20 protein-coding genes and 1 tRNA gene are annotated in these 24,964 nt (G+C 59.4%); 5 read left to right on the forward strand and 16 right to left on the reverse strand.

The genetic code is table 11. The features are described from left to right. Positions 1-30: 30 nt before the first annotated feature. Positions 31-1,227 carry a CmlA/FloR family chloramphenicol efflux MFS transporter gene (gene cml, locus ACQY8Q_RS09865; RefSeq protein WP_428426416.1) on the reverse strand — a complete coding sequence of 399 codons (1,197 nt, stop codon included), beginning with the start codon at positions 1,225-1,227 and terminating at the stop codon, positions 31-33. 386 nt (positions 1,228-1,613) lie between these two features. On the opposite strand from cml, the gene ACQY8Q_RS09870 reads away from it, so the two are divergent. Continuing rightward, complete coding sequence (locus ACQY8Q_RS09870; RefSeq protein WP_428426417.1) at positions 1,614-2,753, forward strand: alpha/beta hydrolase; 1,140 nt, start codon at positions 1,614-1,616, stop codon at positions 2,751-2,753. Positions 2,754-2,825: 72 nt separating this feature from the next. Here the strand turns inward: ACQY8Q_RS09870 and metH are convergent, their stop codons facing one another. The 4 genes from metH to ACQY8Q_RS09890 form a co-directional block, all read right to left on the reverse strand. Beyond that, the gene (metH, locus tag ACQY8Q_RS09875) at positions 2,826-6,599 is read right to left on the reverse strand and encodes a methionine synthase (RefSeq protein WP_428426418.1); all 3,774 of its coding nucleotides are present in this window, start codon (positions 6,597-6,599) and stop codon (positions 2,826-2,828) included. A 163-nt stretch (positions 6,600-6,762) separates the two neighbouring features. Next, positions 6,763-7,926: an AGE family epimerase/isomerase gene (locus tag ACQY8Q_RS09880; protein WP_428426419.1), complete on the reverse strand. Its 1,164-nt coding sequence runs from the start codon at positions 7,924-7,926 to the stop codon at positions 6,763-6,765. A gap of 8 nt (positions 7,927-7,934) precedes the next feature. Continuing rightward, positions 7,935-8,435, reverse strand: a complete 501-nt coding sequence (locus ACQY8Q_RS09885) for a heme-degrading domain-containing protein (protein ID WP_428426420.1) — start codon at positions 8,433-8,435, stop codon at positions 7,935-7,937. Between the two features lie 20 nt (positions 8,436-8,455). Continuing rightward, entirely contained in the window at positions 8,456-9,352 is an 897-nt protein-coding gene (locus tag ACQY8Q_RS09890; protein WP_428426421.1) for an ROK family protein, read from the reverse strand. 219 nt (positions 9,353-9,571) lie between these two features. Between ACQY8Q_RS09890 and ACQY8Q_RS09895 the strand changes: the two genes are divergently transcribed. Both ACQY8Q_RS09895 and ACQY8Q_RS09900 read left to right on the forward strand, forming a co-directional pair. Beyond that, positions 9,572-9,648, forward strand: a tRNA-Arg gene (locus tag ACQY8Q_RS09895). Positions 9,649-9,919: 271 nt separating this feature from the next. Beyond that, positions 9,920-10,882, forward strand: coding sequence for a SphA family protein (locus ACQY8Q_RS09900; RefSeq protein ID WP_428426422.1), 963 nt, complete (start codon positions 9,920-9,922; stop codon positions 10,880-10,882). 42 nt (positions 10,883-10,924) lie between these two features. Here ACQY8Q_RS09900 and ACQY8Q_RS09905 read toward each other — a convergent pair whose 3' ends face one another. From ACQY8Q_RS09905 to ACQY8Q_RS09955, 11 genes are all read right to left on the reverse strand, one after another. After that, complete coding sequence (locus ACQY8Q_RS09905; protein ID WP_428426423.1) at positions 10,925-11,746, reverse strand: hypothetical protein; 822 nt, start codon at positions 11,744-11,746, stop codon at positions 10,925-10,927. A gap of 245 nt (positions 11,747-11,991) precedes the next feature. Next, on the reverse strand, positions 11,992-13,353 hold the full coding sequence (locus ACQY8Q_RS09910; RefSeq protein ID WP_428426424.1) for a BatD family protein: 1,362 nt from the start codon (positions 13,351-13,353) through the stop codon (positions 11,992-11,994). Continuing rightward, positions 13,350-14,906, reverse strand: coding sequence for a VWA domain-containing protein (locus ACQY8Q_RS09915; protein ID WP_428426425.1), 1,557 nt, complete (start codon positions 14,904-14,906; stop codon positions 13,350-13,352). The genes ACQY8Q_RS09910 and ACQY8Q_RS09915 overlap by 4 nt, the downstream gene beginning before the upstream one ends. Continuing rightward, on the reverse strand, positions 14,903-15,892 hold the full coding sequence (locus ACQY8Q_RS09920; RefSeq protein WP_428426426.1) for a vWA domain-containing protein: 990 nt from the start codon (positions 15,890-15,892) through the stop codon (positions 14,903-14,905). The genes ACQY8Q_RS09915 and ACQY8Q_RS09920 overlap by 4 nt, the downstream gene beginning before the upstream one ends. Continuing rightward, the gene (locus tag ACQY8Q_RS09925; RefSeq protein ID WP_428426427.1) at positions 15,879-16,406 is read right to left on the reverse strand and encodes a DUF4381 domain-containing protein; all 528 of its coding nucleotides are present in this window, start codon (positions 16,404-16,406) and stop codon (positions 15,879-15,881) included. The genes ACQY8Q_RS09920 and ACQY8Q_RS09925 overlap by 14 nt, the downstream gene beginning before the upstream one ends. Beyond that, positions 16,406-17,356: a DUF58 domain-containing protein gene (locus tag ACQY8Q_RS09930; RefSeq protein WP_428429740.1), complete on the reverse strand. Its 951-nt coding sequence runs from the start codon at positions 17,354-17,356 to the stop codon at positions 16,406-16,408. Before ACQY8Q_RS09930 ends, ACQY8Q_RS09925 begins: the two co-directional genes overlap by 1 nt. Before the next feature lie 9 nt (positions 17,357-17,365). Then, a complete protein-coding gene (locus ACQY8Q_RS09935) occupies positions 17,366-18,340 on the reverse strand; it encodes an AAA family ATPase (protein ID WP_428426428.1) in 975 nt (324 codons plus the stop codon). Positions 18,341-18,419: 79 nt separating this feature from the next. Then, positions 18,420-20,036: an arylsulfatase gene (locus ACQY8Q_RS09940; RefSeq protein ID WP_428426429.1), complete on the reverse strand. Its 1,617-nt coding sequence runs from the start codon at positions 20,034-20,036 to the stop codon at positions 18,420-18,422. A gap of 425 nt (positions 20,037-20,461) precedes the next feature. Then, positions 20,462-20,626: a hypothetical protein gene (locus tag ACQY8Q_RS09945; RefSeq protein ID WP_428426430.1), complete on the reverse strand. Its 165-nt coding sequence runs from the start codon at positions 20,624-20,626 to the stop codon at positions 20,462-20,464. Between the two features lie 341 nt (positions 20,627-20,967). Further along, positions 20,968-22,251, reverse strand: coding sequence for a cystathionine gamma-synthase family protein (locus tag ACQY8Q_RS09950; protein ID WP_428426431.1), 1,284 nt, complete (start codon positions 22,249-22,251; stop codon positions 20,968-20,970). 183 nt (positions 22,252-22,434) lie between these two features. Beyond that, positions 22,435-24,165: a cation:proton antiporter gene (locus ACQY8Q_RS09955; protein WP_428426432.1), complete on the reverse strand. Its 1,731-nt coding sequence runs from the start codon at positions 24,163-24,165 to the stop codon at positions 22,435-22,437. 212 nt (positions 24,166-24,377) lie between these two features. Between ACQY8Q_RS09955 and ACQY8Q_RS09960 the strand changes: the two genes are divergently transcribed. Together ACQY8Q_RS09960 and ACQY8Q_RS09965 are read left to right on the forward strand one after the other, a co-directional pair. After that, a complete protein-coding gene (locus ACQY8Q_RS09960; RefSeq protein ID WP_428426433.1) occupies positions 24,378-24,515 on the forward strand; it encodes a hypothetical protein in 138 nt (45 codons plus the stop codon). A 136-nt stretch (positions 24,516-24,651) separates the two neighbouring features. Further along, the gene (locus ACQY8Q_RS09965) at positions 24,652-24,864 is read left to right on the forward strand and encodes a hypothetical protein (RefSeq protein ID WP_428426434.1); all 213 of its coding nucleotides are present in this window, start codon (positions 24,652-24,654) and stop codon (positions 24,862-24,864) included. The last annotated feature ends 100 nt before the right edge of the window (positions 24,865-24,964 follow it).

The following is a 24,964-nucleotide window of genomic DNA, read 5'->3' on the forward strand; positions in this document are numbered from 1 at the left end:
AGGACAGCAGATGCCGCCCTGCCCGGTCAGTTAGACCCGCCTTTGCTGGCGGCGAAGGAGTACCAGCGCTGCCAATACAAGCAGGGCCATGAACGAGGAATAGGCCACGAGCGGCCATGCCGTATCGCCTCGTAAAGTCACGACTGCCAGCGTCCCGGCAACGCCGGTGATCAGGCTCTGGATGCAGAAATAGAAGGCAACTGCCGTACCGGCGATATCGTCAAAGCCCTTCAGCGCGCCATTTGCCGTAACGGAAACCGCAAAGACGATACCAATCGCCATCAGCCACATGGGCACGATGAAGGTCAAAAAGGATGCGGAACCGAAGATTTGGCCGATGCTGAGCAAGGCCGCGCCCACCAGCAGCATGCCCATGCCGCGCGCCAGACTGCCGGGAATTCCCCATTTCGCCACGAATTTCCGGGCAAAGCGCGTGGTTATGACCATCGCAGCCGCTGCGGTCGCGAAAGCCAAACTGAATGTTAACTCAGAGAAACCCGCGCCATCGATCAGAACACGGGGCGCGGTGGAGAAAAACACGAAGAACGTGCCCATCGCCGCGCTAAAACCCAGTGTGTAGGTCCAGAACGCAAAACTCTTGAAAATTGGCAGGATCGAGCGGCGCGAGATTGCAGCAGATACAGGCCGTGTTTCGTGCCAGCGAAAAACCGCATTGACGAGCGCCAACACGGCAACTGCGCCAAGAGTAGCGAAAATCCCACGCCAACCCAATCCATCGGCGATCACGGCGCCTGCAATCGGGCCAAGAGCCGGCACGAAAGACAGCATCGCGCTGAAAAGGCCATAGATGACAGCGCTTTCCGGACGATCGGCATAGACATCGCGAACGGTTGCAAACGTGGCCACGAGGGCTGCGGACGCCCCGGTGGCCTGGAGGAACCGGAAGAGCATGAACATGCTGGCTGTTGACGATGCGGCAAGGCCGAACGACGCGGTAGCAAAAAGCATCGCCCCGCCGATCAGCACCGGACGCCTGCCGATACGATCGGACATCGGCCCGAACACGATCTGCCCGACGCCAAGCATGACCATATAAAGGCTCAGGGTCAGCTGAATGACCGCCGTGGTGGTGTTGAGGATTCCGGGCATCGCAGGAACGACCGGAAGATAGATATCCATCGCCAGGGAGGCGAGAATATCGAAGGGGGCCATCAGCAGCAGTGTTGCTGGCAGGGAATAGGCCCAGACACGGGAGTTAGTAGGCATGGGAAAACATCCGCTCAAATGAGGCACATTTGGCGGCGTCTGCCAGTCAGCTTGAGCTGGGATTGGTTCGACAGAACGCCGCAACAACATGAAAAAGTTGTTGCGGCTTACTTATCTGCGGATTTTGCATTCCTCATGCAGTGCTCCAAGATCCGGAATTCTTATACACCGCTGTATCAAAACCGGAGCCCACGAGCAATGTGGCGGCGGATGCGGATAATTGTGCTACCGCCCTCGGGGCCGCCACATACTTCAATGTTGGTCAAAGTCGGCGTTTGACCCCGCCAAATGCCGATATCCGGAAAGCAGGCATGCGTTTGTTTTATCCGCGAGGAAAATATGGCACCAAGGCTGTCATGCGTTCGGAATCAAATCAGCGAGTACCAATGAACCGTTTGCTCCCAACCAAACCTGGACGCCCGAACCTGCGCAAGATAGCGATCGTATGTGCTGCCATCTCGCAACTTGCGGCCTGCGCGACGCGCCCGACGGATGCCGTTTTGCAGCCGTCAAGTGCTGCAGGCGGCGAACGGCAGATCGCACTTTTGACGGCGACCAACAGAACGAAGGACGCCGGCGGTCAGGGCTTTGCAAGCGGCCGTTCGCCATCGATGGCGTTCGAGGAGTACACCATCTCCGTTCCGCCGACGCATGAGCCGTCCAAAATCGAATGGTCAAAAGGCAAACCAAACGCAAAACGCGACCTCGTGGTCACCAAGCGGACGGCCATCGACAGACAGAAATTCGTCACGTTGGCAGGGACGCCGGACCCTGACGGTTCGGTCGGTCTGTTCGTTCACGGCTACAACTACAGCTACCAGGAGGGCCTGTTCCGGCTGGCGCAGATCGCGGCGGACGCAAAGACCGGCGCGACGCCGGTTCTGTTCTCATGGCCGTCGGAAGCTGCATTGACCGGCTACGTGGCCGACAGGGACGCCGTTCTGTTTTCGCGGGACGACCTGGTGACGGTTATCACCGAGATGTCGCGGCAGCCCAAGGTGAAAAAGCTCGTTGTTTTCGGGCACAGTATGGGATGTTTTCTGATCATGGAGGCCCTGCGGCAGATCAAGCTTCAAGGCCATGACGATGTCCTGAACAAGCTTGTCGTCATTCTGGCCGCGCCCGATATTGATGCGGATGTCTTCCGCAAGCAGCTTGCCGTGATTGGACCGTTGAAGACGCCACTGACATTGTTTGTCGCCAAGGACGACAAGGCCTTGAGAGTTTCGAGCTTTCTCGGTGGAGAGAGACAACGCGCCGGGCGGCTTGATGTCGACGATCCCATCGTCGAAGAAGCTGCCGCCCGGTATCGCATCAAGGTGATCGATATCACCTCGGTGAAAGCGGACGATCGCCTGGGTCACGACCGATACGCCAACCTCGCCGCCATCGGCCCTCAACTCGTCTCGCTGGACAAGCGTGAGGGCGCAACGTCTGCGGAGACCGGAGCCTTCGTGTTCGATGCAGCGGCTTCAGTCGTTTCGAGCCCATTCCGGCTGGCACGAAGGGTCGTTACAGGACAGTGAATTGGCACCATGCCATCGACGGCGCGCGGCGGTTAAACCAGCATTTCGCAATCACCGGCTGCCGCTAATCCCCTACTCCGCCGCTTCCGCCCTTAGCACTGGCACATAGTTCAATATCGGCCCCAACCAGCGTTCGACCTCACCGACCGGCATGTCCTTGCGCTCGGCATAGTCCTCGACCTGGTCGCGCTCGACCTTGGCGACGCCGAAATAGTAGGCGTCCGGGTGGGCGATGTAGATGCCGGAAACGGAGGAGCCCGGCCACATGGCAAAGCTTTCCGTCAGTGTGACGCCAATTTCGTCTTCGGCCTTCAGCAGGTCAAACAAAGTTGCCTTTTCGGTATGATCCGGCTGTGCCGGATAACCGGGAGCGGGGCGGATGCCGGCATAGGGTTCACCGGCCAGTTCGCCCGGTGGGAAGGTCTCATCCGTCGCGTAGCCCCAGAGTTCCTTGCGGACATATTCGTGCAGGCGCTCGGCAAAGGCCTCGGCAAACCGGTCGGCCAAGGCTTTGACCATGATCGACGAATAATCATCGTTTGCCCGTTCGAAGCGTTCGGCAATCGCCACTTCCTCGATGCCGGCGGTTACGACGAAGCCGCCGAGATAGTCCTGCTTGCCGCTATCGACAGGCGCGACAAAATCCGACAGCGCCACGTTCGGGCGGCCATCGCGCTTGGCCATCTGCTGGCGCAACGTGAAGAAGGCAGCACGTTCGGTTGCGCGGGTTTCGTCCGTGAACAGCCGGATATCGTCACCGACGACGCCGGCCGGCCAGAAGCCGACGACGGCTTTTGGCGCGAACCATTTTTCCGCAATGACCTTGGCCAGCATCGCCTGTGCATCGGCAAAGAGCGCACGGGCGGCTTCGCCCTGGCGTTCGTCGTTGAGGATTTTCGGATAGACGCCCTTCATCTCCCAGGTCTGGAAGAATGGGGTCCAGTCGATATATTCAGCCAGTTCCGCAAGGTCCCAGTTCTGGAAAACCCGCGTGCCGAGGAAAGACGGCGTCTTCGGCTGGTAGGCGTCCCAATCGACTTTTTGGGCATTGGCGCGGGCTTTGGCGAGCGGCAGGCGCTGCTTTTCCAGTTCGTTGCGGGCATGCGCGTCTGCCACTTTCTTGTATTCGGCCCGGACTGTATCGATGTAGCCGCCCTTCATCTCCGGCGACAGCAGGCTGGACACCACGCCGACGGCGCGGCTGGCGTCGGTGACGTAGATCGCCTGACCCTGATTGTAGCGCGGGTGGATCTTGACCGCGGTATGGACACGGCTCGTCGTCGCACCGCCGATCAACAGTGGAATGTTGAAACCTTCGCGCTCCATTTCGGCCGCCACATGTGCCATCTCGTCGAGCGACGGAGTGATCAGGCCGGAGAGGCCGATGATATCGACTTGTCTTTCGCGGGCGACCTCAAGGATCTTGGCTGAAGGCACCATGACGCCGAGGTCGATGATTTCATAGTCGTTGCAGGCAAGCACGACGCCGACGATATTCTTGCCGATATCGTGCACATCGCCCTTCACCGTCGCCATCAGCACCTTGCCGGCGCTCTTGCGCTCGCCAAGGCCGCCGCCGGCCAGCCGTTCAGCTTCCATGTAGGGCAGCAGAATAGCAACCGCCTGCTTCATCACGCGGGCAGACTTCACCACCTGCGGCAGGAACATCTTGCCCGCGCCGAAGAGATCGCCGACGACATTCATCCCGGCCATCAGAGGGCCTTCAATAACGTGCAGCGGCCGCTGGGCATTCTGGCGGGCTTCCTCGGTATCGGCCTCGATGAATTCGGTGATACCGTTGACCAGCGCATGTTCAAGCCGCTTTTCGACAGCCCATTCGCGCCATTTCAGGTCCCGCTCCTTGGCTTCCTTGCCGGCAGTGCCCTTGAAACGCTCGGCAAGCTCCAGCATGCGCTCGGTCGAATCGGCGCGGCGGTTAAGAACCACATCCTCGCAGGCTTCCTTCAGCTCCGGCTCGATCTGGTCGTAGACCACCAGCTGACCGGCATTGACGATGCCCATGTCCATGCCCGCCTGGATGGCGTGGTAGAGGAACACGGCATGCATCGCCTCACGCACCGGCTCATTGCCACGGAACGAGAAGGACAGGTTGGAGACGCCGCCGGAAATATGCACATGCGGCAGCGTATCGATGATCTCGCGCGTCGCTTCGATGAAATCGACGCCGTAATTGTTGTGTTCCTCGATACCGGTGGCGACCGCAAAGACGTTCGGGTCAAAGACAATATCTTCCGGCGCAAAGTTGGCCTGTTCAGTCAAAAGTTTATAGGCGCGGGTGCATATCTCGACCTTGCGGGCCTGCGTATCCGCCTGCCCCTGCTCGTCAAAGGCCATGACCACGACGGCGGCGCCATAGGCGCGGCAAAGCCGCGCGTGATGCAGAAAGGCTTCCTCGCCTTCCTTCATCGAGATCGAATTGACCAGCGGCTTGCCCTGCACGCATTTCAGACCGGCCTCGATAATCTCCCATTTCGAACTGTCGATCATCACGGGAACGCGGGCAATGTCCGGCTCGGCAGCGATCAGGTTGAGGAACTCGACCATCGCCTGCTTCGAATCAATCAGCCCCTCATCCATATTGATGTCGATGATCTGCGCCCCATTGGCCACCTGGTCCCGCGCGACATCGAGTGCCGCCGCATAATCGCCTGATGTGATCAGCTTGCGGAACTTGGCAGAACCGGTGACGTTGGTGCGTTCGCCGACATTGACGAAGGGGATGTCCTTGGTCAGCGTGAACGGCTCCAGGCCGGACAGCTTCATCAGCCGTGGCACGTCGGGGATTTCGCGGGGTGCATGTTTCGCAACAGCCTGCGCGATCGCCCGGATATGTGCCGGCGTCGAGCCGCAGCAGCCGCCAACGATGTTGACCAGGCCTTCGCGGGCAAAGCCCTCGATCTGGGCAGCCATTTCATCCGGCGTTTCGTCATACTGGCCGAACTCGTTGGGCAGGCCAGCATTCGGATAGGCGCAGACGAAAGTGTCGGCAACGCTGGAAATTTCAGCGAGATGGGCGCGCATGGCATTGGCGCCGAGCGCGCAGTTCAGGCCGATGGTGAACGGGTCGGCGTGGCGCACCGAATGCCAGAAGGCAGTCGGCGTCTGGCCCGATAGCGTACGGCCGGAAAGGTCGGTGATCGTGCCGGAGATCATCACCGGCAGGCGAATGCCCATCTCGATGAACACTTCCTCGGTGGCAAAGATCGCCGCCTTGGCATTCAGCGTATCGAAAATGGTTTCGATCAGAATGATATCGGTGCCGCCGTCGATGAGGCCGCGCAACTGCTCGGTATAGGCAATGCGCAGATCGTCGAAGGAGACGGCGCGATATCCGGGATTATTGACGTCCGGCGAGATCGACGCCGTGCGGTTGGTCGGCCCCAGGGCGCCCGCAACGAAGCGGCGCTTGCCGTCGACCTGCTGGGCGCGCAATCCGGCGCGCCGCGCAAGACGCGCGCCATCGCGGTTGAGTTCATAGACCATCGCCTCCATGCCGTAATCGGCCTGGGCAATGGATGTGGAGGAAAACGTGTTGGTCTCAAGGATATCGGCGCCGGCGATGGCGTAGTTATAATGGATTTCCTCGATCGCGCCCGGCTGGGTCAGCGTGAGAAGGTCGTTATTACCCTGCAGATGACACTCGCAGGCACCGAAGCGGTCACCGCGAAAATGGTCTTCGCCAAGCCCCAGCTGCTGGATTTCCGTTCCCATCGCGCCATCCATGATCAGGATGCGCTCGCGAGCCGCCGCTTTCAGCGCGGCCATCACTTCGGACCCATCCGGCTTGAGTAAAACGGCGCCGAAAAGTGCATCAATGGCGGACATGGGAGATCTCCCGTTCTGAAAACGACAATAAACTGCAAATCAGAGATCACATAAAGATATCTTTATGTCAATATATGAGTTGCTTATTTGATCACCTCGGAAACAAAGCGGCCCGCCTCCGATGGAAGCGGGCCGCTTGAAAAAACCGAGCAGATATCTCGGCTTAGAGCCGCTTCAGGCAATCGTCCAATTCGTAGATGGCGCAGAGGATATGGTAGAAGCTACTGGCCGGCGCCGGCTCATCGACAAAGCTGCCGTCAGCTTTCTGCTTGTCCCGCCAGAGACCCTGGACCGGCGTATCGAGAAAGCACTGCAAGGCGGTTGCGGCGCGAACGGCCGACCGCAGATAACGTTCCCGCTCCTCGCCCTGCGTCAGCGCTGCAAAACGGGTCGCCGATTTCAGCCATTCCGTCTGGGGCCAGAGCCGGGCAATCGGATCGGCCACGGAGAAGTCATCGAACAGCGTCATGACAGCGACGTCGCGCGGCTGGGCAATGCCATATTGCTCGCCGATTTCAAACAGCCGCCGGGCCTTCACCAGCGCATCGGCATTGCCGCGCCGCTCACCCCAGCGCAACAGAAGCCAGGCCCATTCGAACTGGTGGCCAGGCTCGACGATACGGCCCTGGTCGCCGGATACCGGTGCCCAGTCGTGATCGAAAAATTCGCGCAGTGCGCCGGTCTCCCGGTCAATGAAATGCTCCATGCAGAGAAAAGCGATCTCATCGGCCAGATTGGTCCAGGCGACTGCGTCGAAGCCCTCCACCGTCTCGCTGGCAAGGCATGCCTCGAACAGGTGCATATGTGGGTTGGAGCCTAGCGGCAGACGGGGTGGATTGTCTTCCTCAAAGCCCGCCAACGGATGTTTGCAATGGGCTTCCAGACTATTGCGCAACGCATTGCTGCGATCGATCATCTCCGCCTTGCGGCCGGGAAACACCTGCGCCAGGTAGGCAAAAGCCAGAAGCGCGAAGGCCTGATTGTAGAGATCGAAGGACGCATCGATGAGATTGCCGTCGGCGTCGGCGAGCGCGCCATAAAATCCGCTCGGCTGCAGATAGACCCGGTCGAAATGGGCAATGCCGTCATTGGCGACCGTCTGCCAGTCGCCGGACCAGCCACGCCGCCCCGCCTCGGCAAAACAATACACCTGTCGCGGCTGGACGCGCGAACGGCGGTTCGCCCGCGTCGGCTGCCCCGCCATGTCGATGGTCTCGACGAAACCGCCGCCGGCCAAATCAAAGCCCTTGTCCCGCCAGAGCGGCAGCGCCTTTTCGGAAAGCCATTCGTTCAGCGTTGCGGAAAAACCGGCAATATCCATTGTCATCTATCCGTTCAGTATCCTTCGCCAAGCCTCAAGCCGGCGATATCCTTGCCGAGAAGCTGGGCAAGCGCTTCAACGACCATGATGTGATCGTCGCGCTGCGGCAAGCCCGAAACGGTGACCGCGCCGATGCAGCCGGTGCCCTTGACGACAATCGGGAAACTGCCGCCATGCGGCGCGAACTCGGCGCCCGGCAGACCGAACTTGGTGGTGATATCGGTGCCTTGTTTGGCAAGGGAAAGACCGACGGCATAGCTGCTTTTCAGGAAGCGGAAGACGCAATTGCGCTTGCGGCGCACCCAGCTCGGATTGTCCGGCGTCGAGCCTTCGAGTGCCGTGTAGAATACCGGCATGGAAAACAGCGTCACGTCGATGACGACACCGAGCTTTTGCTCCACCGCCATTGCGCGTAGCAGCGACCCGAGTGCCCAGCCTGTTTCCAAGCTGAAACTGTCGAACTGCAATTCGTTTTCCTGAAGGGCAATCCGCTCCAGATCCGCGTCGATACTCATTCTGCTCTCCCTTTGTCTTTTTAGTCTTTCCAGAGCCATGCGGCACCGCGCACGCCGGAACTGTCACCATGCACCGCCTTGCGGATCGGCGTTTCGAAACTGTCGCCAAAAATATATTTGACGATCAGGTCCGGTAATTCATCGTAGATCTCATCGACATTTGACATGCCGCCGCCAAGCACGAACACATCCGGATCGACGATATTGGTCAAGAGCGCCAGGCTGCGGGCGAGCCGATCGACAAAACGCTGATAGACGGCGGTGGCCACCGGTTCACCGTTGCGCTTGTCGGCAATGATGTCGCGGCCGCGCCGGTCGATGCCCGTGGTCAAACGATAATCCAGCTCCACACCGGTGCCGCAGGCATACATATCGAGGCAGCCGTGTTTGCCGCACCAGCATTTATGGCCGGGATACTCGTCCCTGGTCATCCAGGGCAGCGGATAGTGGCCGATTTCGGCGGCAATGCCCTGATAACCGGCATGCACATGCTTGCCGATCGCCAGCCCGCCGCCATGGCCGGTGCCGACAATCACGCCGAACACCGTATGTGCATCCTTGCCGGCGCCATCGACCGCCTCAGAAATCGCCAGGCAATTGGCGTCATTGGCAAGCCGGACCTCGCGGCCGAGTGCGGCGCCAAGATCGCGCCCGAGCGGCTGGCCATTCAAAAGCACGGCATTCGAATTGCGTACGATACCGGTGCGCGGATTGGGACTGCCGGGAATACCGATACCGATCGTACCCGTCTCGCCGGCCGTCTGCTCGGCCGCCGCGACAAGCTCCTGTACGGCGCGGATACAGGCATCGTAACCGCTGGTCGGCGTGGCGATGCGATGCCTTGCCCGTGTCGAACCATCGCGATCGAGCGCGATGACTTCCATTTTCGTGCCGCCCCAATCAATTCCAATGAACATGCCGGATCAAACTCTGTGGGTGTCGTTGCCAAAGGCGGCGCCGTTACGGCCGGGTCTCCTCCCCGTTTCGCCGCACCCTGCTTATCATCGGAAAAGCGTTCCGCGCCAGCCCCGGCTTGGCGGCGCGCACATCAGAAAGCCCCATACGCAGAAAACCGCTAAAACCACACGGGAAACACTTGGCTTCCACGCCCACCTTTTGTAAGGGTTCTTCAGGCTGGTCCCATAGCTCAGCAGGATAGAGCGCAAGATTCCTAATCTTGAGGCCACTGGTTCGAATCCAGTTGGGATCACCACTTATCGTCCTGCCACAACAATTCCGAAAATACACAACGGGCGGAACGTCTGTTTTCCTCAACCCGGAAGGCAAGACCCTCGTCCCGCAATTTCAAGCTCGGGCTATGCGGCAAAATAGACACATCCATCAGCCTGCAATTGCAACACCGCTCAATATTTTCATTGTATTTATTCGCAGCGGGCAAGCCTCGTGACAGTATAGTTGTCGATAATTGTCTGTGTCGATTCCGATCGTGTATCAATGAGGAGTATGCTGCCGTGGACAGACCAATGACGATCAAAGCGCTGGCGGCCGTTGCCGTGCTTCTCTCCGCAACGTCTGGCATGGCGGCAGAACGCGGCGCAGGTTTCTATCTGCTCGGTTCAAAAGGCCCCGCAGCCGGTATTGCACCTCCACCAGGCCTGTATTTCCAGAATGATACCTGGCTGTATGACGGCAGCCTTGGCGGCAATAAGCAGCTGCCGACCGGCGGAAAGCTTGCGGTTGGGGTCGAGGGACAAGCTGTGCTTGCCGCGCCGACCTTGCTCTGGGTGCCGGAGGATGAGGTTCTGAATGGCCGCCTCGGTTTGGGATTGACCGTCCCTTACGGCTGGATGAAGACGAATGCGGATGTGACGATCGCCGGCCCGCTCGGGGGAGGTGCGACCGGTGAAGTCACAGATACTGTATTCACCATGGGAGACCCGCTGGTCAGCGCCAGCCTGGGTTGGGATGCCGGCAACCTGCATTGGCAGGTCGGCACCATCGTCAACGTGCCGATCGGCAATTACCAGGACGGCGAAATTTCCAATATTGCCTTCCATCACTGGGGCGCAGACGTCAATGCTGCGCTGACCTGGCTTGACCCGGCAAGCGGTTACGAGCTGTCCGGCGCGCTTGGCATGACATTCAACGCCGAAAATCCTGCGACGGACTACAGATCAGGCAACGAACTGCATTTCGAATGGGCCGCCCTGAAACATTTCGGACAGAAATGGGATCTGGGCCTGGTCGGTTACGTCTATCGCCAGACCACGGGCGACAGCGGCGATGGTGCGCTACGCCCGTTCAAGGGCACCGCAAATGCGCTGGGCGCAACAATCGGCTGGAACTTCGCCGTCGCCGACCAGCCCGTTTCCGCTCGTATCAAGTATTTCCATGAATTCGGCGTCGAGAACCGTGCGGAAGGCGATTCCGTATTCCTGACCATCGCGCTGCCTCTGAACAGTCCGAAAAAGAGCACTGCGGAGTGAGTGCTACGATTACCGGCTTTGCGACAATACCTGGCCGGGTCGTCAATGACTGCGATTCTTGATGAACTTCTCCAGGCTGTAGGAGAAGTTGACACCCGCAAATATACGCCAGTCCGGGCCGGAACCGCTGCTCGCCACCGTGTACTGTGGCTCGATGAAGGCATTCATCTTTATGTCTTCATTCAGGTGCCACATCTTGCCCAAACCCAGGCCGACTGGAACTGACCAGGTTTCGCTCTCAAGATTGAAAAACATGCTTGCCGTCGATTGCAGATAGAAACCCGCATCGAGATTGTAAAAAATGATGGGTTGAAATTCCAGCGATTGAACGTCTTTGCGGTCATCATCTCCGGCAAAGGATTTCTGATAGGTCGCCAGTCCTCCGGCCAGCCCCCAGTTCGTCGGGACGACGAGCCCGCCCGCGACACCCGCAGTCCATTTGCCATTTCCGAACCGGTCTTCGCTGGCAGTCGGAGCCCCCAAAACAGGACCGAGACCCCAAGCCCAACCATCCTGTTCAAACACTGCAATATCAAAAACCACAAGGTCACCCCAGCCGGTCGTGTGCCCATGATCAAGTAGAGTGGGCTCTGTAATGAACGGAATGGAGAACCGCACCAGATTGGGTGTATCGCCAATCAGAAATGGAAAAAGCCCCCGTAAAAAGAAGGCATTCGCATCGCGCTCAAAAGGGCCTCCGAGATCGGGAATATAGAAGTTGTGCAGGTTCAGCGTAATGGCCGGATTGAGGGGGTTATTCGTATCATTCAGGTCATCGTTCGAAATCGGTTTTTTCGCTTCCTGCGCAAAACCCAACACTGGGAACGACAAAGCCGCGGCAGCTGTCAGATTTAACAATCTCATCACTTTTCTTTCGCCCTTTGCATTTCAAACGCGAGCAGATCTGCCGTGAAGGCCTGATCCCATCACAAAAGTGCGGCTCGGATCCAAACGAAGTCTTCGGTTGCGTCGCACTATGTATCTTCCGCAGAGAGAACCAGCATCACCGTCTTCTCCGGATTTCCATGCCCAACATCATGGAGACGGGCCGGGGGTGGAAGTACGTTACGGTAACAAGCACGGAGAGAACACAAGCCGACAGCACAGTGTCAGACGGCGCGCGCTGTGGCCCTGTTGACGGCGCGCCGCCCGCTTTGCGGGTTGAGGTCGGGCAGCGGCGAAGCGGGGACTCCGCGCCCCCGCGCGCGAGCCTTCTTCCGCCACATCAGGAGAGCCTGCTTCAATGCTGCGCGATCAAAGGCCGGATGGTTGCGATCCGGACCGAAGAGCTCACTCTCAAGTTTGCGGGTCTCGCTAGTGACGCCTTCATCTGCGGATGCCAATACCCAGGCCGCTATTGATCCGTATCCTGCCGAGCGCGTCCAGTCTTCAAGGTTACGGTAGATCGAGACGGGGTTATCGGACGGGATACATGCGATCAGCTGCCTGAATTTTTGCCGCTCGGAATTGCGGCGAGCATTCCTCACCGTTCGCAACGTCCTTCCTATCCACGGCAGCAAATGGAAGAGTGCATAACCCGCTGCCGCCAAACCAACCATTGCCGCCAAGATCATCGATACCCCCTTCTTCGACAGCCAAGCTTGCTTACCCTGATGATCCGGCTGTTCCAACCGGGGCGCCAGCCCGGTGACTGCCGGAACGGACGGCGCGACTTTCACGGGCGTGGCGGGAAGCGTTGCGGCTTCGTTGACCTGGGTATCGACGTCGAACCAGGGATACGACACGGCGGGGATCTCGAAAGCACCTGCGGCCTCGGCGACATAGGTGATGGTTTCCGTCCGGGTGCTTCCCGTCGTCCGGTCTTCGGCCGCCACGCCATCGGCGATGCGGGGGGATTTCGAATACTGCTTCAGGCCCTTGGCGGTAACGATCGGGATGGCCGGGATCATCATCGCCTGCGTGTCTTCGGCAAACAGGGTGATCGTGCGAACCACGGCGTCACCAACAGTCAACGCCGCTGGATCACGATCGAAGGACTGGGTGATCGTCAGGTCCCGCGCCGCGAAGATCAAAGTTGATGCCGCACCGTCGGGCGTGCCGGCAACGGTAAAGCTCACCTGTTGCAGGATAGCCTGGCCGGAGATTGGTTTGCCGTCCTGCGAATAACCGAGCGTGATCACGGCCGGCGGAAGGGTGAACGTGCCTGCTGCTTCAGGAACCACCGCATAGGTCCGGCGGATCCCGGCATACTGCACACCATCGACCGTTTCGACCATGTTCTGCGCACGCTCATCCGACAGGGTCACGATTGCATTTGGCAAATCGAATAGCGGAAACTGCGGCGGCGCTGTGAAAAAATCCGACACGAAAACATCGACCGTGACCTGAACCTGTTGGCCGGGTACGATCCTGCCTTTGCCTTCCACTGCGGCGCGTGTGAACGGTTCGGCGGCATAGGCGATCGAACCGAGTGCCAGCCAGACTGCGATGACGGCGCGGAGCATCATCATGGCTTCTTCCCCTGGGCTTCGATGGCAAACTTGCGCGCCATAAGATCGGCGGGACTGACGATGATATTCTTCATCCAGAGCTCCGACGTCTGCTCGGCGATGCTAATAGTGGCCGCCTTGCCCTTTTTGCCCTTGTCGTCGAACTGAATGCTGTCGGGCGGCAGGCTCGGTGCATCCTGCTGCTCTTCCTCCTCATCCTTTTTCAGCTTCACGAGCTGTTCCGCAATGGTAAGGTTTGCAGCGGCATCAGGCCAATCCGGCCTCTTCTTCAGCGCAGTCTTGTATGCAGAGACCGCCTCATCGAGTTTTCCGAGATGCAAAAGGGCGTTCCCCTGATCATACCAGCTCTCGGCGCTGTCGGCGGTAGCGAATGCATCAAGCGCCTCTGCATATTTGCCTGCACGATAAAGAGACGTTCCCTTCCACATCGGGTCGGCGAAAAGCGCCGCTGCACCTTCAAAATCGCCTTTCTCATAGGCCATCCGCCCTTGTTGGTCCGGTGTCAGCCACATGTCGACAAAGTCGGCGGCCTGGGCATTCGAGGGCAGCAGTATGTGGGCGGAGAGGAGAACCGCGCCAACCCGGACGATCCAACCCTTGCGGAAAGTGAGAGCGAAGAGCAGCAGTAACGGGCCGATCAACCACCATCCCGCATCCCGCCAGCGATCGCCCTCAGCCGCCCGCTTCTGTGCGAAGTTGGTGCGGATGCGTTGTGATACCCAGCGGACGTCCGTATCGTCGTCCGTAAATGTCGCGACATCCGCGCCAGTGAGCGCGTGGAGGTTCTTCAATCCTTCGACGTCGAGCTTTGCGGCAACCCGGCCACCTGCCGCATCGGTCAGAAAACTACCGTCCGAGCTTTTCACCGGCCCGCCTTCAGCCGTGCCGATGCCGAGCACAACGATCCCCTGCCGAGACTTAAGCTTAAAGGCATCGAATGCCTTTTGCTCGATCCCGTCGGTCAGGAACAGAATCGTACCGGGGACATCCTCCGAAGCAAGAGTGGCCTCGGCAAGAGCGAGAGCCTTGGCGGTATCCTTCCCATCGACAGGCATGATCCGCGTCGCCAAAGCATCCGTGTAGGTCTCGATCAGCGACCCGTCTTCGGTGAGCGGCAAAACCAGATGCGCCGATCCGGCATAGGCAATGACTGCCGTGTGTGCACCGGAGCGTCCAGCGACGATGTCCCTGATCTTGAGCTTGGCGCGCTCCAGCCGCGACGGGCTGACGTCGATCGCATCCATGGTCGGCGAGAGATCCACGGCGATGACGAGGGGAGCCGTGTCTTCCACGAAAGGCGGCAACTCCCGCTCCCAAGCCGGTCCGGACACCGCCAGGATCGCACATGTCAGAACAGTGGCCAGAAGCCAAGACGGACGCATACGGGATCCAGGCGAACTGTCGACAACCAAGCTGTCCAGAAGATGCTGCTCGATCATGCCCTTCCACTGGCGTCGGGTATCGGCAGAGCGCGCCGACATCCAGACGATGATCGCGGGCACGGCGAGAACCAGAAGCCACCAAGGTCTGAGGAGATGAAAATTCTCGATCATGCCGCAGCTCTCCTTCTGAAGAGCCCCGTCAACCCGCTCAAAAGATAGTATGCGCCAAGGATAGCAATCGCGAGACCGAGCGGCCAGTGGAACAGCTCGATGCGCGGACGCCAGGAGAGGTTCTTTTGGTCCTGCGGCGTAATCTTGTCGAGCGTGTCGTAGATGGTTGAAAGCTGCGTCTGGTCCTGCCCGAAGAAATAGCGCCCGCCGGTTTCATCCGCGATCTTCTGCAGCGTCCCGGTATCGAGCTTGTCTTCGCCGGACGCTTTCGGATCACCGATGCCGACGGTGTGAATGATGACCTTTTTCTGTTTGGCAATGTCGGCGGCCTTGGCCGGAGGCATACGGCTTGCCGTGTCGTTTCCATCGGTGAGAACGATCAATACCTTTTCAGGCACCGTGGTCTTTTCGAACATCTTGATGGCAAGCCCGATGGCATCGCCGAGCGCCGTGCGTGGACCTGCAATTCCGGGAAGCGTATCAGCGATCACCGCCTGGACGGTCTTATGATCCATCGTGAAGGGCACGAGTGGATAGGGCGCATCGCCGAAGGCTATCAGTCCGATACGGTCGCCGGGGCGCTTCGCGACGAAATCGGCAACCACCTTGCGGACCGCATCCACACGCGCCTCCGTGCTGCCATCCGGCGAACGGAAATCCTTGGTATCCATGGACTGCGACAGGTCCAGCGCCAGCAGCAGATCGCGCTGCGGCTCGACTTTCTCGATCGGCGGTTCGACGAATTGCGGGCGAGCGATGGCGACGACCATCAGGCACCATGCCAGTGTTTCACAGATACATCGCGTCCAGCTCCGCCGGGCGACCACCGATCCTTCGGACGGATCGACCCCTGCGGCCTCAGTGACCTGCCGGAAGAACGGAAGTCTTACCGATGCCGAGGTTTCGCGGCGGGCAGGCAGCAACCACCAGACCAGCAGCGGCACCGCAATCAAAGCGAGCAGCCATGGAAGATCAAGCTGATACATGATGCCGCCTGATCCAGACCCTCGCCGAGGAGACGAAGGTCTTGCAAAGCGTGTCGGGAATGCCGCTCAGGTCGCTGTCCGTGCGATATTCATCGCCGTCGAGAAGTGGCTGCAAAGCGCTGACGTCGCCCGCCTTGCAATGGCGTTTCAGGAAATCAATCCATGCCGCTCCCGAAAGGGTCGCCACCTCTTCGCGCTTCCACACGACCAGAGCGACGCGCTTCAGCAATTCCGCCAGATCGCCCACAGCGTCATTGCGGGTCTGCGGGTCGAGGATGCGCGGTTCGATGCCGTTCAGCTCGACAAGTGCCTGCCGGCGATAGGCGTTTGCCCGGTAACGCCGGAGCGCCCGAAGAACGAGAAGCAAAATCACCACCAGCATGAGGATCGCGGCCAGTGCCCATCCCCACGTTTGTGGAATCCACGACACGGGCTCTGGTACCGCTATGTCTTTCAGCGATTCGAGAGCGACTCTTGTCAGAGGATCAAGGGGAGGCACCTTGTCCGGCTCCATTACCGCCTCCGCTGTCGCCACGAGGCCTGTTCGAGCAGCCGCCGGAGCTGAGGCGCGGTGTCTTCAGCCGCCGAAACCGGAAGCATCGGCAAGCCCAACTGCCGCTGCCAGTCGCGAAGCTCACGGCCGCGGTCACGGGCAAAGGTCCCGATCGCTTGCCTGACATCGGCGCGCCGCAGCGGCAGTTCCGCCTGCAGGCCACCGCCACTCACCACGATGTCGCCCGAAATCGGCAAATCAAGCAGGAAGGGGTCATAGACCAGAATACAGATGATGTCGTTCCGGTCCGCCAAACGCAGCAAAGTATCCCGCGTCGTCTCGCTGTGACCGTCGAAATCGCTGATCACGACGACGAGGTGATCGTGATGGGCAATGGCGGCGACGCGGCGCAAGACGGTGTCGAGCGATTCAGGTGATGGTTTCCCGGAAAATGCGGCCTCGAGGCTGCCGTTCTGTGCCGCGATCTTGCCGGCAAGCGTGATCACCGCCTCGCGGCTGCGATGCGGCCGGACCTCGTCAATGTCGGTATCGTTGAAAACGAAGCCTCCCACCCGGTCACCCGAGCCAAGGATGCGCCACGCGCAAAGCATCGCCGCCTCGGCCGCAGTCACCGATTTCATCGAGCGGCGGCTGCCGAAAAACATGTTGATCCGCTGGTCGACGATAACGAGGGCGGGACGTTCCTTTTCTTCACTGTAGACGCGCACCGCAGGCTTGTTCGTGCGTGCCGTCACCCGCCAGTCGATGGAACGGATGTCATCGCCAGGCAGGTAGTCGCGCAACTCCTCGAACGTCAGCCCACGGCCGCGCATCGAGGATTGCATCCGGCCCGCTAGCTGCTGGTGGCTGCGGGATTTCTGGACGAAGCTCAAGTCACGGGCGCGCGCTTCCAGAGCCACGAGCTGATCGGTGGAGATATGAACGCCTTGCGTGCTCTCAGTCGCCGGCATCGCCACTCCTCACGAAACCGCCACGAGTTCTATAATGCGATCGATCACCTTGTCCGGTGTGGTGTCCGAGGCGTGTGCCTCGTAAGATAATATCAGCCTGTGGCGAAAGACGTCATGAACGATCGCCTTGACATCATCCGGGGTCACATAATCGCGGCCTTTCAGCCAGGCATAGGAGCGCGAGACCTTGTCGAGACCGATGACGCCGCGCGGACTGACGCCCACCTGCAGAAGCTTGGCAAGATCCTTGTCGTAGCGATCCGGATAACGCGTGGCGAAAACCAGGGCGACAATGTACTTTTCGATGGGGCTGGAAACGGTCACGGCACCGACCTCCTTGCGGGCCGCAAAGACCGCCTGCGGATCGAGCCTTTCGGGAGCGGCTGTCTTCGCATGCGCTCCTGCATTTTCTTCGTCACGTACCAGCCGCATGATGGCGGCCTCCGAAACCTCATCGGGATAACCGACCTCGACGTGCATCAGGAAACGGTCAAGCTGGGCCTCCGGCAGCGTATATGTGCCTTCCTGCTCGATGGGGTTCTGCGTCGCCATCACCATGAACAGTTCAGGAAGCGGATAGCTCTTGCCACCGACGGTGACCTGCCGCTCCTCCATGGCCTCCAGCAGAGCCGACTGCACCTTGGCGGGTGCGCGATTGATTTCATCGGCGAGGATCAGGTTGGCAAAAATTGGTCCCTGCTGGAACTTGAACTCGCCCTTGCCGCCCTCGCTGAAATAGATTTCCGACCCGGTAATATCGGCCGGCAGAAGATCCGGCGTGAACTGAACGCGGGAAAGTTCGGAATTGAGGTTCTTCGCCAGACTTTTGATGGCGCGTGTCTTGGCAAGCCCGGGAAGGCCTTCGACCAAGAGATGGCCGTTGGCGAGCAGCCCCAGCAGCAGCCGTTCGACCATTTCCTCCTGGCCGATAATGGACTGGCCGATGCGTTGGCCAAGAGCGAGTATATCGTCGCGTGCCGTCATACCGAACTCCGTTCATGTGGGCCGGACGCACGGGTGAAGGTGCGTCCGGAGATCATTGTCATAGGAGTGGCGGCAGGGACTACTTCTCGATGCCGCGTTCCTTGAAGGACTGGTCGATCGCCTTGTCCACCTGGGCGCGGACACCTTCGACGTTGAAGCTGGCCACGCGCTGGCTCGGCGGATACTTCACGAAGGTCTCAAGGAAGGCCGCGCTCTTCAACTGTCCCTTGACCAAAAGGAAGTCGTTTCTGACCAGCCAGTCGTTATACTGATCGGAGACGGTGTCGGCACGTTCATAGGGGTCCATGCGCAGATTGAAGAGCTTGGGCAAGCGAAGGGTGACCAATGGGTCCTGCCAGACGCCAAATCCACCCGGAGTGCGCTGTTCGTGGAAGACGACCTTCCAGTCGTCGTAGCGGATCGACACGAGATTGCCGTCATCATCGAAATAGTAGAACTCATTTCGAGCGCTCTTGTCGGCCTTTCCTGTGATGTAATCGAGCTGGTTGAAGCCATCGAGATGGTTCTTGAAGGTCGTGGCGCTTCCTTCAGGCTTCCAGCCGGTCAGAAGGCGGTTTTTCACATCGGGATCGCCAGCGGCGGCAAGCAGGGTCGGGAACCAGTCGAGGCCTGAGACCATGCCGTTGGAGACTTGGCCAGGCTTGACGTGGCCGGGCCAGCGGACCAATGCCGGGACGCGGAAAGCGCCTTCCCAGTTGGTGTCCTTCTCGGAGCGGAACGGCGTTGTCGCCGCGTCCGGCCAGGAAAACTGGTTGGGGCCATTGTCGGTGGCATAGACGACAATGGTGTTGTCGGCGATGCCGAGCTCGTCAAGCTTGTTCAGGAGTTTGCCGACGTCGCCGTCATGCTCGATCATGCCGTCGCCATACTCGTTGCCTGGCATGCCGCTCTGGCCGCGCATGGACTCCCGCACGTGGGTGAAGAGGTGCATGCGTGTCGTATTCATCCAGGTGAAGAAAGGCTTCTTCGCCTTCGCCTGGCGATCGATGAAGTCGATGGCGGCTGCCGTCGTCTCGTCGTCAATTGTCTCCATGCGCTTCGTCGTCAGCGGTCCGGTATCCTCGACCTTTCCGTCGGCGGAGGCCTTGATCACGCCGCGCGGATTGTACGCCTTGAGAAACTCGGCATCATCCTTCGGCCAATTCGCTGCCTCGGGTTCTTCCTCGGCGTTCAAATGGTAGAGATTGCCGAAGAATTCGTCGAAGCCATGCTTGGTCGGCAGATACTCGTCCCGGTCGCCCAGATGGTTCTTGCCGAATTGCCCCGTCGAGTATCCAAGCGGCTTCAACGCCTGGGCGATGGTGATGTCACCATCCTGCAATCCCACTGTAACGCCGGGCGCGCCAACCTTGCATAGACCGGTCCTGAGGCAGACCTGGCCTGTGATAAACGTCGAACGTCCGGCAGTGCAGCTGTTCTCGGCATAATAGTCCGTGAACATCATGCCTTCTTTTGCGATGCGATCGATGTTCGGTGTCTTGTAGCCGATGACACCCATGGAATAGGCGGAAATGTTGGTCTGGCCAATGTCATCGCCGAAGATCACAAGGATGTTGGGCTTTGCTGCCGCTGCATCCTGCGCCTGGGCGGTCGCGGTGGCAAAGGGAACGGCCATCAAGGACATGGCGGCTGCGGCGGTGGCGCTCAGCAGTTTGCGCGAAAATTTACTGGTCATGATGGTCTCCCATCTCGGCGTGTTGAAAGTCTCCGGTCATTGCGGATCTCCTCTTCGCGGGACAGTCGGAGCTGCCCTGGCAGGTCGCTGTTTCGACCCTGCAACTCTGATGGGAAAATGCACCGGAGGAAGTACGTTACGGTAACAATCGGGACGTTCCGACGTAAAAATGCCTTGGCTCTGCCCGTAACCGGGCAATGCCGTGGCTGATCGGGCCATTATCGTGGAGACAAACAGGCACGTTCACGCGGCCCGCCATCGGGCAACCGAAAGCCTGCCAGCTTGGCTGGGATCACGACGAAACATCCTGGAAGATAGGTGTGGAGCAATCGGGTGGCCAATTGCTAGGGCAGCGCCGCCCGCTGGCATGCGCGATTTGCAGGGGGCATGCACGTCCCCCTGCAAAACTGTTCGCTCAAAGAGTATCAGTAACCGATGCGTACGCCACCCGAGTCAGAGGCGCCGAGGTCCGGGATCGGGCCGTAACCCTGGTATTGCGAGTAGGTCGTGTTGTTGGCGCCGGTGCTTGCGCATCCTGAAAGCGCCAAAAGCGCCAGCGCCGCAACGGCCATCAGAGACTTAAGGGGCATGGTTTTCTCCTGTCGAGGGAATTGGCCGGGAGGCCGGATGGCCATGGCAAATGTTCGTCTAAATCGTCTGCAATAACAAGTAGTGTTATCCCCCGCGAAAGGCGAGATAACAAACGACAGCGTAAACACAATTTGAAAAAGAAACCGTTCGGCGGGCGATCCGCGAGGGTCCGGGCAAAGAAAAAGGCCGGGTGAAAACCCGACCTCTCCGACCCGTCTCGACAGCGATTGCCAGTACATCCGTGGTCAACCGCTGGAAACGAATTCCATGAGCATAATATGGCGAAGGAATGTAACCGTTTCAAGACACAGCGAAAAATAAGAAAAATATCGCCGAAGTATCAAGCCGCATCCAGCGCCATTGTCAGGTCTGCGATCAGATCATCGGGGTGTTCAATGCCGATTGACAGGCGGATGGTCGATTCCAGCACACCGATCCGCTGACGCACCTCCAGAGGCACGCCGGAATGGGTCATCGTCGCCGGATGACTGGCAAGTGATTCCGTGCCGCCGAGGCTGACGGCGAGTTTGAAGATCTGCAGCGCATTCAAAAACTTGAAGGATGCCGGCTGGCCGCCGCGAATATCGAAGGAGAAGGTCGAGCCCGCCCCGGTGCACTGCGCGGCAAATGTCTTGCCGAGCGGCGACTGCGGGTCATGATAAGGCAGATAGTGAATGCCCTTGACCTTCGGATGATCACGCAGGAAATTGGCGACGTCGAGCGCGTTGTTGTTGGCCTTCTCCATGCGGATCGACAATGTCTCCAGCGACCGCCCGAGCATCCAGCAGGAGTGCGGATCAAGCTGCGTGCCGATGGCGCCGCGCAGCGCCTTGACCTGTTTCATCACCGATTTTGCGCCGAGAGCAGCGCCGGCGATGAGGTCAGAATGACCGCCAACATACTTGGTCAGTGAATAAAGCGAGATATCGGCACCATACTCGATCGGCCGCTGAAAGACCGGGCCAAGCAGAGTATTGTCGCAGGCAACGATTGGCGTATGTCCCTGTTTCTTGCCGATCGCGTCGGCAATCCTGCGGATCATCGCGACATCGACAAGGCTGTTGGTCGGATTGGCAGGGGTTTCGATCAGGATCATCGAGACCCGGCCTTTCGCCATCGCTTCTTCAGCCGCTGCCTGAACGGACGCCTCATTGACACCGTCGGCAAATCCCACCGCTGCAACGCCCATATTGAGGAAGGTCTTTGCCAACAGCGTTTCGGTGCCGCCGTAAAGCGGCTGCGAATGCAGGATGGCATCGCCCGGCCGGACGAACGCCAGTAGCGTCGTTGCAATCGCCGACATGCCGGAGGAAAACAGCGCGCAGCTTTCCGTACGCTCGTAGACGGCGAGACGATCCTCGACGATTTCGCTGTTGGGGTGATTGAAGCGGGAATAGACCAGCCCTGCCCCGGTCCCTGCCGGCGGCTCGCGGCGGCCGGAAACAAAATCGAAGAAATCGCGCCCTTCCTCGGCCGACTTGAACACGAATGTGGATGTCAGAAACACCGGCGGCTTGACCGCCCCCTCGGAGAGTTCAGGATCATAACCATAGTTCAGCATCAATGTTTCGGGATGCAGCTTGTGATTGCCGATATGGGTCTTGGAGGGATGTGGAGCAGTCATGACAGTCTCCGGGATTTGAGGCGAATACTGCAGTCTACATCAATTTTTGTCCCTGCTTCTTGCCATTCTTCAGGTTTTTTCATCCGAAAATTGCGCCACGGCGATGATTGACAGGCAAAAACCGGAAAACCGGAGTCTTGGCGGATTGAAGCTCATGTCAGCTCCAAGCCTCAACCATAACAATTACTCCACCGTGCCGCTGTTGATCGTACCAGGCACATTCATCTTCTTACGTTCACGGGCCATGTCGCTGACAGCGGCGCGCAGGCGGGGATGGCGGGCCATGAAAATGTTGAAATCACGCCGATCGAGTTTGAGGAACTGGCAGAAATCCACCGCGATCACGTCTGCGGTGCGCAACCCGCCGCTGAGCAGCGCCATCTCGCCGAAAAATGCGCCGGCCTCGAGCAGGATGTCGTTGCCCGGCAAACGAACCTCGGCGGCGCCGGACGAGATGAAAAACATCGCATCCCCGCGCTCTCCAACCCTGATCACCTTGTCACCCGGCGAGGCCGAGGCTGGACGGAACAGGAGGAGAAGCTCCTCGAGCGCGTGATCGTTGACCTCTGAAAACAGCGGAAAGGTGTGGACCAGCTGCTGCTGCTTCAGCTGCTGCTGGCTTTCCTTTTCATCGTTCCGCGCCTTGATGACGTCGAGATCGCGACTGAGTATTTTGATTTTCCGCTCGCCGTAAATCGGCACACTACCACTGAACGCGGTCTTCAGCTTTGCCGCAGCCCAGAACATCAGCGGATTGAGGGTAATCGACAGGATGGCGCCAGCCAGGATGAGGTCATACCCCTCTTGTGACATCAGCCCCAGGGAGACGCCAAGGCCAGCGACGATGAAGGAAAACTCGCCGATCTGGGCGAGGCTTGCCGCCACGGTCAGCGCCATCGACATCGGATAGCGCAGCATCAGCACGAAACCGGCGGCAATCAGCGATTTTCCAAGCGTGATCAGCGCCAGGATAGCGAGGACCGCCAGCGGCTGCTCGATGAGGATCTTCGGGTTGAACAGCATGCCGACTGACACGAAGAACAGCACCGAAAAGGCATTCTGCAACGGCAGAGAATCCTCCGCTGCACGGTGACTGAGATGCGATTCGCTCATGACGACGCCGGCGAAGAACGCGCCCAGCGCAAACGAAACGCCAAAAAGCGTGGCCGAGCCGAAGGCGATGCCCAGCGCGATGGCAAGAACGGTGAGCGTGAACAATTCGCGCGATCCGGTGCGGGCAACCAGCGTCAATAGCCACGGAACAATCCGCGGTCCCAGAACGATGGCAAGGACGGCAAATGCGCCGAGCTTGACCAGTGTCAGGACGATTGTCAGCGCAACAGGCGTCGAAGCCGCCGCCGCGCCATGCGCAACAGTACCCTGAGCGCCCAGAACCTCAGCAACGATCGGCAGCAGAACGAGCACCAGAACCATCGCCAGGTCCTCGACAATCAGCCAGCCGATGGCCACCCGGCCATTCGGTGAATTGACCAGGTTTCGCTCCTCCAGTGCCTTGAGCAGAACGACAGTACTGGCAACGGAAATGCTGAGCCCGAAGACCAGCCCGGCGCCGAGGTTCCAGCCCCAGAGCGTACAGAGGCCGATCCCCAGTAGCGTTGCCAGGATGATCTGGCCGATGGCGCCGGGGATGGCGACCCCGCGAACAGCGACAAGATCTGCCGCAGAAAAATGCAGGCCGACACCGAACATAAGAAGAATAACGCCGATCTCGGCCAACTGGGTAGCCAGCGCGGTATCGGCGGTAAACCCGGGCGTAAATGGTCCCATCAGTATGCCGGCAACCAGATATCCGACCAGCGGCGGCAGGCGGAGCCGATCCGCAAAATAACCGCACCCCGCAGCCAGCACAAAGCTGATCGCGACGGTTGCCACCAATGCCATATCCTGATGCACGCACTACCCCCGGCTGCTTTCATTCCGCTCATCTGATGTATTTGTATCGCAGGCTGCCAGCAAGCGCCCGAACAACACCATTTGGAAGTAAGGGCGCTTTATCGTCTTGCGGGTTCCAGTGGGCCGGTTCCAGCGGGATGTCTGCAATGCCCGCTTTTGGAACAAGCCGTCGATCCGCACGTTTCAGGCAGGCTTAAACAGGATTTAGTACAATGCAAATGACCATGCGCGCCGTCGTCTTCGTGATCGTCGGGTCGATTCTCAGCATTCTCGTCATCAAATATGCCGATAACGATCTGAATGCTGCCGTGCCTATGATGGACCCGGCCGCTGCCGCTGCACCGGCCTGATACGGCTGGGATAAAAACCGCCACAATCAATCGTCACTCGTACCGCTCAAGGAACGCACCGCCACTCTGACCGGTGCATGCCTTGTTGGAGTGCGGCCTCGGCAGGTCCGTTTCAGCCGGCAACAGGAGACGAAGTATGACGAAATGGCGCAATGAGCCAATGCTCCCCAATCACGTGCAGCTGTGCCAGCGCGTATTCGACAGTGCAAGGGCGGCCCGCAACATCGCTCCGGATAGCGACGCCAACGACCCTGTGGCAGCGCTGGTGCTGACGCTGTATCGCCATGGCGTTCGTGACGAGGAAGAACTGTTGGCGCGCGTTCTCCAGGCCCTCGACGAGAAGTCCTGAACCCGGGTATCGGACCCATCGTAGGGTCCGCCGCGACGTTAAAGGCTTGACCGTCGAATAATATTGATAAAAACTATAGACTATCAAACGGCCCGACGGT

Source organism: Pararhizobium sp. (genome assembly GCF_965279435.1).
Classification (GTDB): Bacteria; Pseudomonadota; Alphaproteobacteria; order Rhizobiales; family Rhizobiaceae; genus Pararhizobium.

What these genes read in the sequence shown, in the direction of transcription:
- ACQY8Q_RS09900 (WP_428426422.1), top strand. Translation starts at nt 9,920, where the DNA reads ATGACGATCAAAGCGCTGGCGGCCGTTGCCGTGCTTCTCTCCGCAACG.
- ACQY8Q_RS09965 (WP_428426434.1), top strand. Translation starts at nt 24,652, where the DNA reads ATGACGAAATGGCGCAATGAGCCAATGCTCCCCAATCACGTGCAGCTG.
- ACQY8Q_RS09940 (WP_428426429.1), bottom strand. Translation starts at nt 20,036, where the DNA reads ATGACCAGTAAATTTTCGCGCAAACTGCTGAGCGCCACCGCCGCAGCC.
- ACQY8Q_RS09915 (WP_428426425.1), bottom strand. Translation starts at nt 14,906, where the DNA reads ATGATCGAGAATTTTCATCTCCTCAGACCTTGGTGGCTTCTGGTTCTC.
- ACQY8Q_RS09945 (WP_428426430.1), bottom strand. Translation starts at nt 20,626, where the DNA reads ATGCCCCTTAAGTCTCTGATGGCCGTTGCGGCGCTGGCGCTTTTGGCG.
- ACQY8Q_RS09910 (WP_428426424.1), bottom strand. Translation starts at nt 13,353, where the DNA reads ATGATGATGCTCCGCGCCGTCATCGCAGTCTGGCTGGCACTCGGTTCG.
- cml (WP_428426416.1), bottom strand. Translation starts at nt 1,227, where the DNA reads ATGCCTACTAACTCCCGTGTCTGGGCCTATTCCCTGCCAGCAACACTG.
- ACQY8Q_RS09920 (WP_428426426.1), bottom strand. Translation starts at nt 15,892, where the DNA reads ATGTATCAGCTTGATCTTCCATGGCTGCTCGCTTTGATTGCGGTGCCG.
- ACQY8Q_RS09930 (WP_428429740.1), bottom strand. Translation starts at nt 17,356, where the DNA reads ATGCCGGCGACTGAGAGCACGCAAGGCGTTCATATCTCCACCGATCAG.
- ACQY8Q_RS09960 (WP_428426433.1), top strand. Translation starts at nt 24,378, where the DNA reads ATGCAAATGACCATGCGCGCCGTCGTCTTCGTGATCGTCGGGTCGATT.
- ACQY8Q_RS09890 (WP_428426421.1), bottom strand. Translation starts at nt 9,352, where the DNA reads ATGTTCATTGGAATTGATTGGGGCGGCACGAAAATGGAAGTCATCGCG.
- metH (WP_428426418.1), bottom strand. Translation starts at nt 6,599, where the DNA reads ATGTCCGCCATTGATGCACTTTTCGGCGCCGTTTTACTCAAGCCGGAT.
- ACQY8Q_RS09950 (WP_428426431.1), bottom strand. Translation starts at nt 22,251, where the DNA reads ATGACTGCTCCACATCCCTCCAAGACCCATATCGGCAATCACAAGCTG.
- ACQY8Q_RS09870 (WP_428426417.1), top strand. Translation starts at nt 1,614, where the DNA reads ATGAACCGTTTGCTCCCAACCAAACCTGGACGCCCGAACCTGCGCAAG.
- ACQY8Q_RS09935 (WP_428426428.1), bottom strand. Translation starts at nt 18,340, where the DNA reads ATGACGGCACGCGACGATATACTCGCTCTTGGCCAACGCATCGGCCAG.
- ACQY8Q_RS09925 (WP_428426427.1), bottom strand. Translation starts at nt 16,406, where the DNA reads ATGGAGCCGGACAAGGTGCCTCCCCTTGATCCTCTGACAAGAGTCGCT.
- ACQY8Q_RS09885 (WP_428426420.1), bottom strand. Translation starts at nt 8,435, where the DNA reads ATGAGTATCGACGCGGATCTGGAGCGGATTGCCCTTCAGGAAAACGAA.
- ACQY8Q_RS09905 (WP_428426423.1), bottom strand. Translation starts at nt 11,746, where the DNA reads ATGAGATTGTTAAATCTGACAGCTGCCGCGGCTTTGTCGTTCCCAGTG.
- ACQY8Q_RS09880 (WP_428426419.1), bottom strand. Translation starts at nt 7,926, where the DNA reads ATGACAATGGATATTGCCGGTTTTTCCGCAACGCTGAACGAATGGCTT.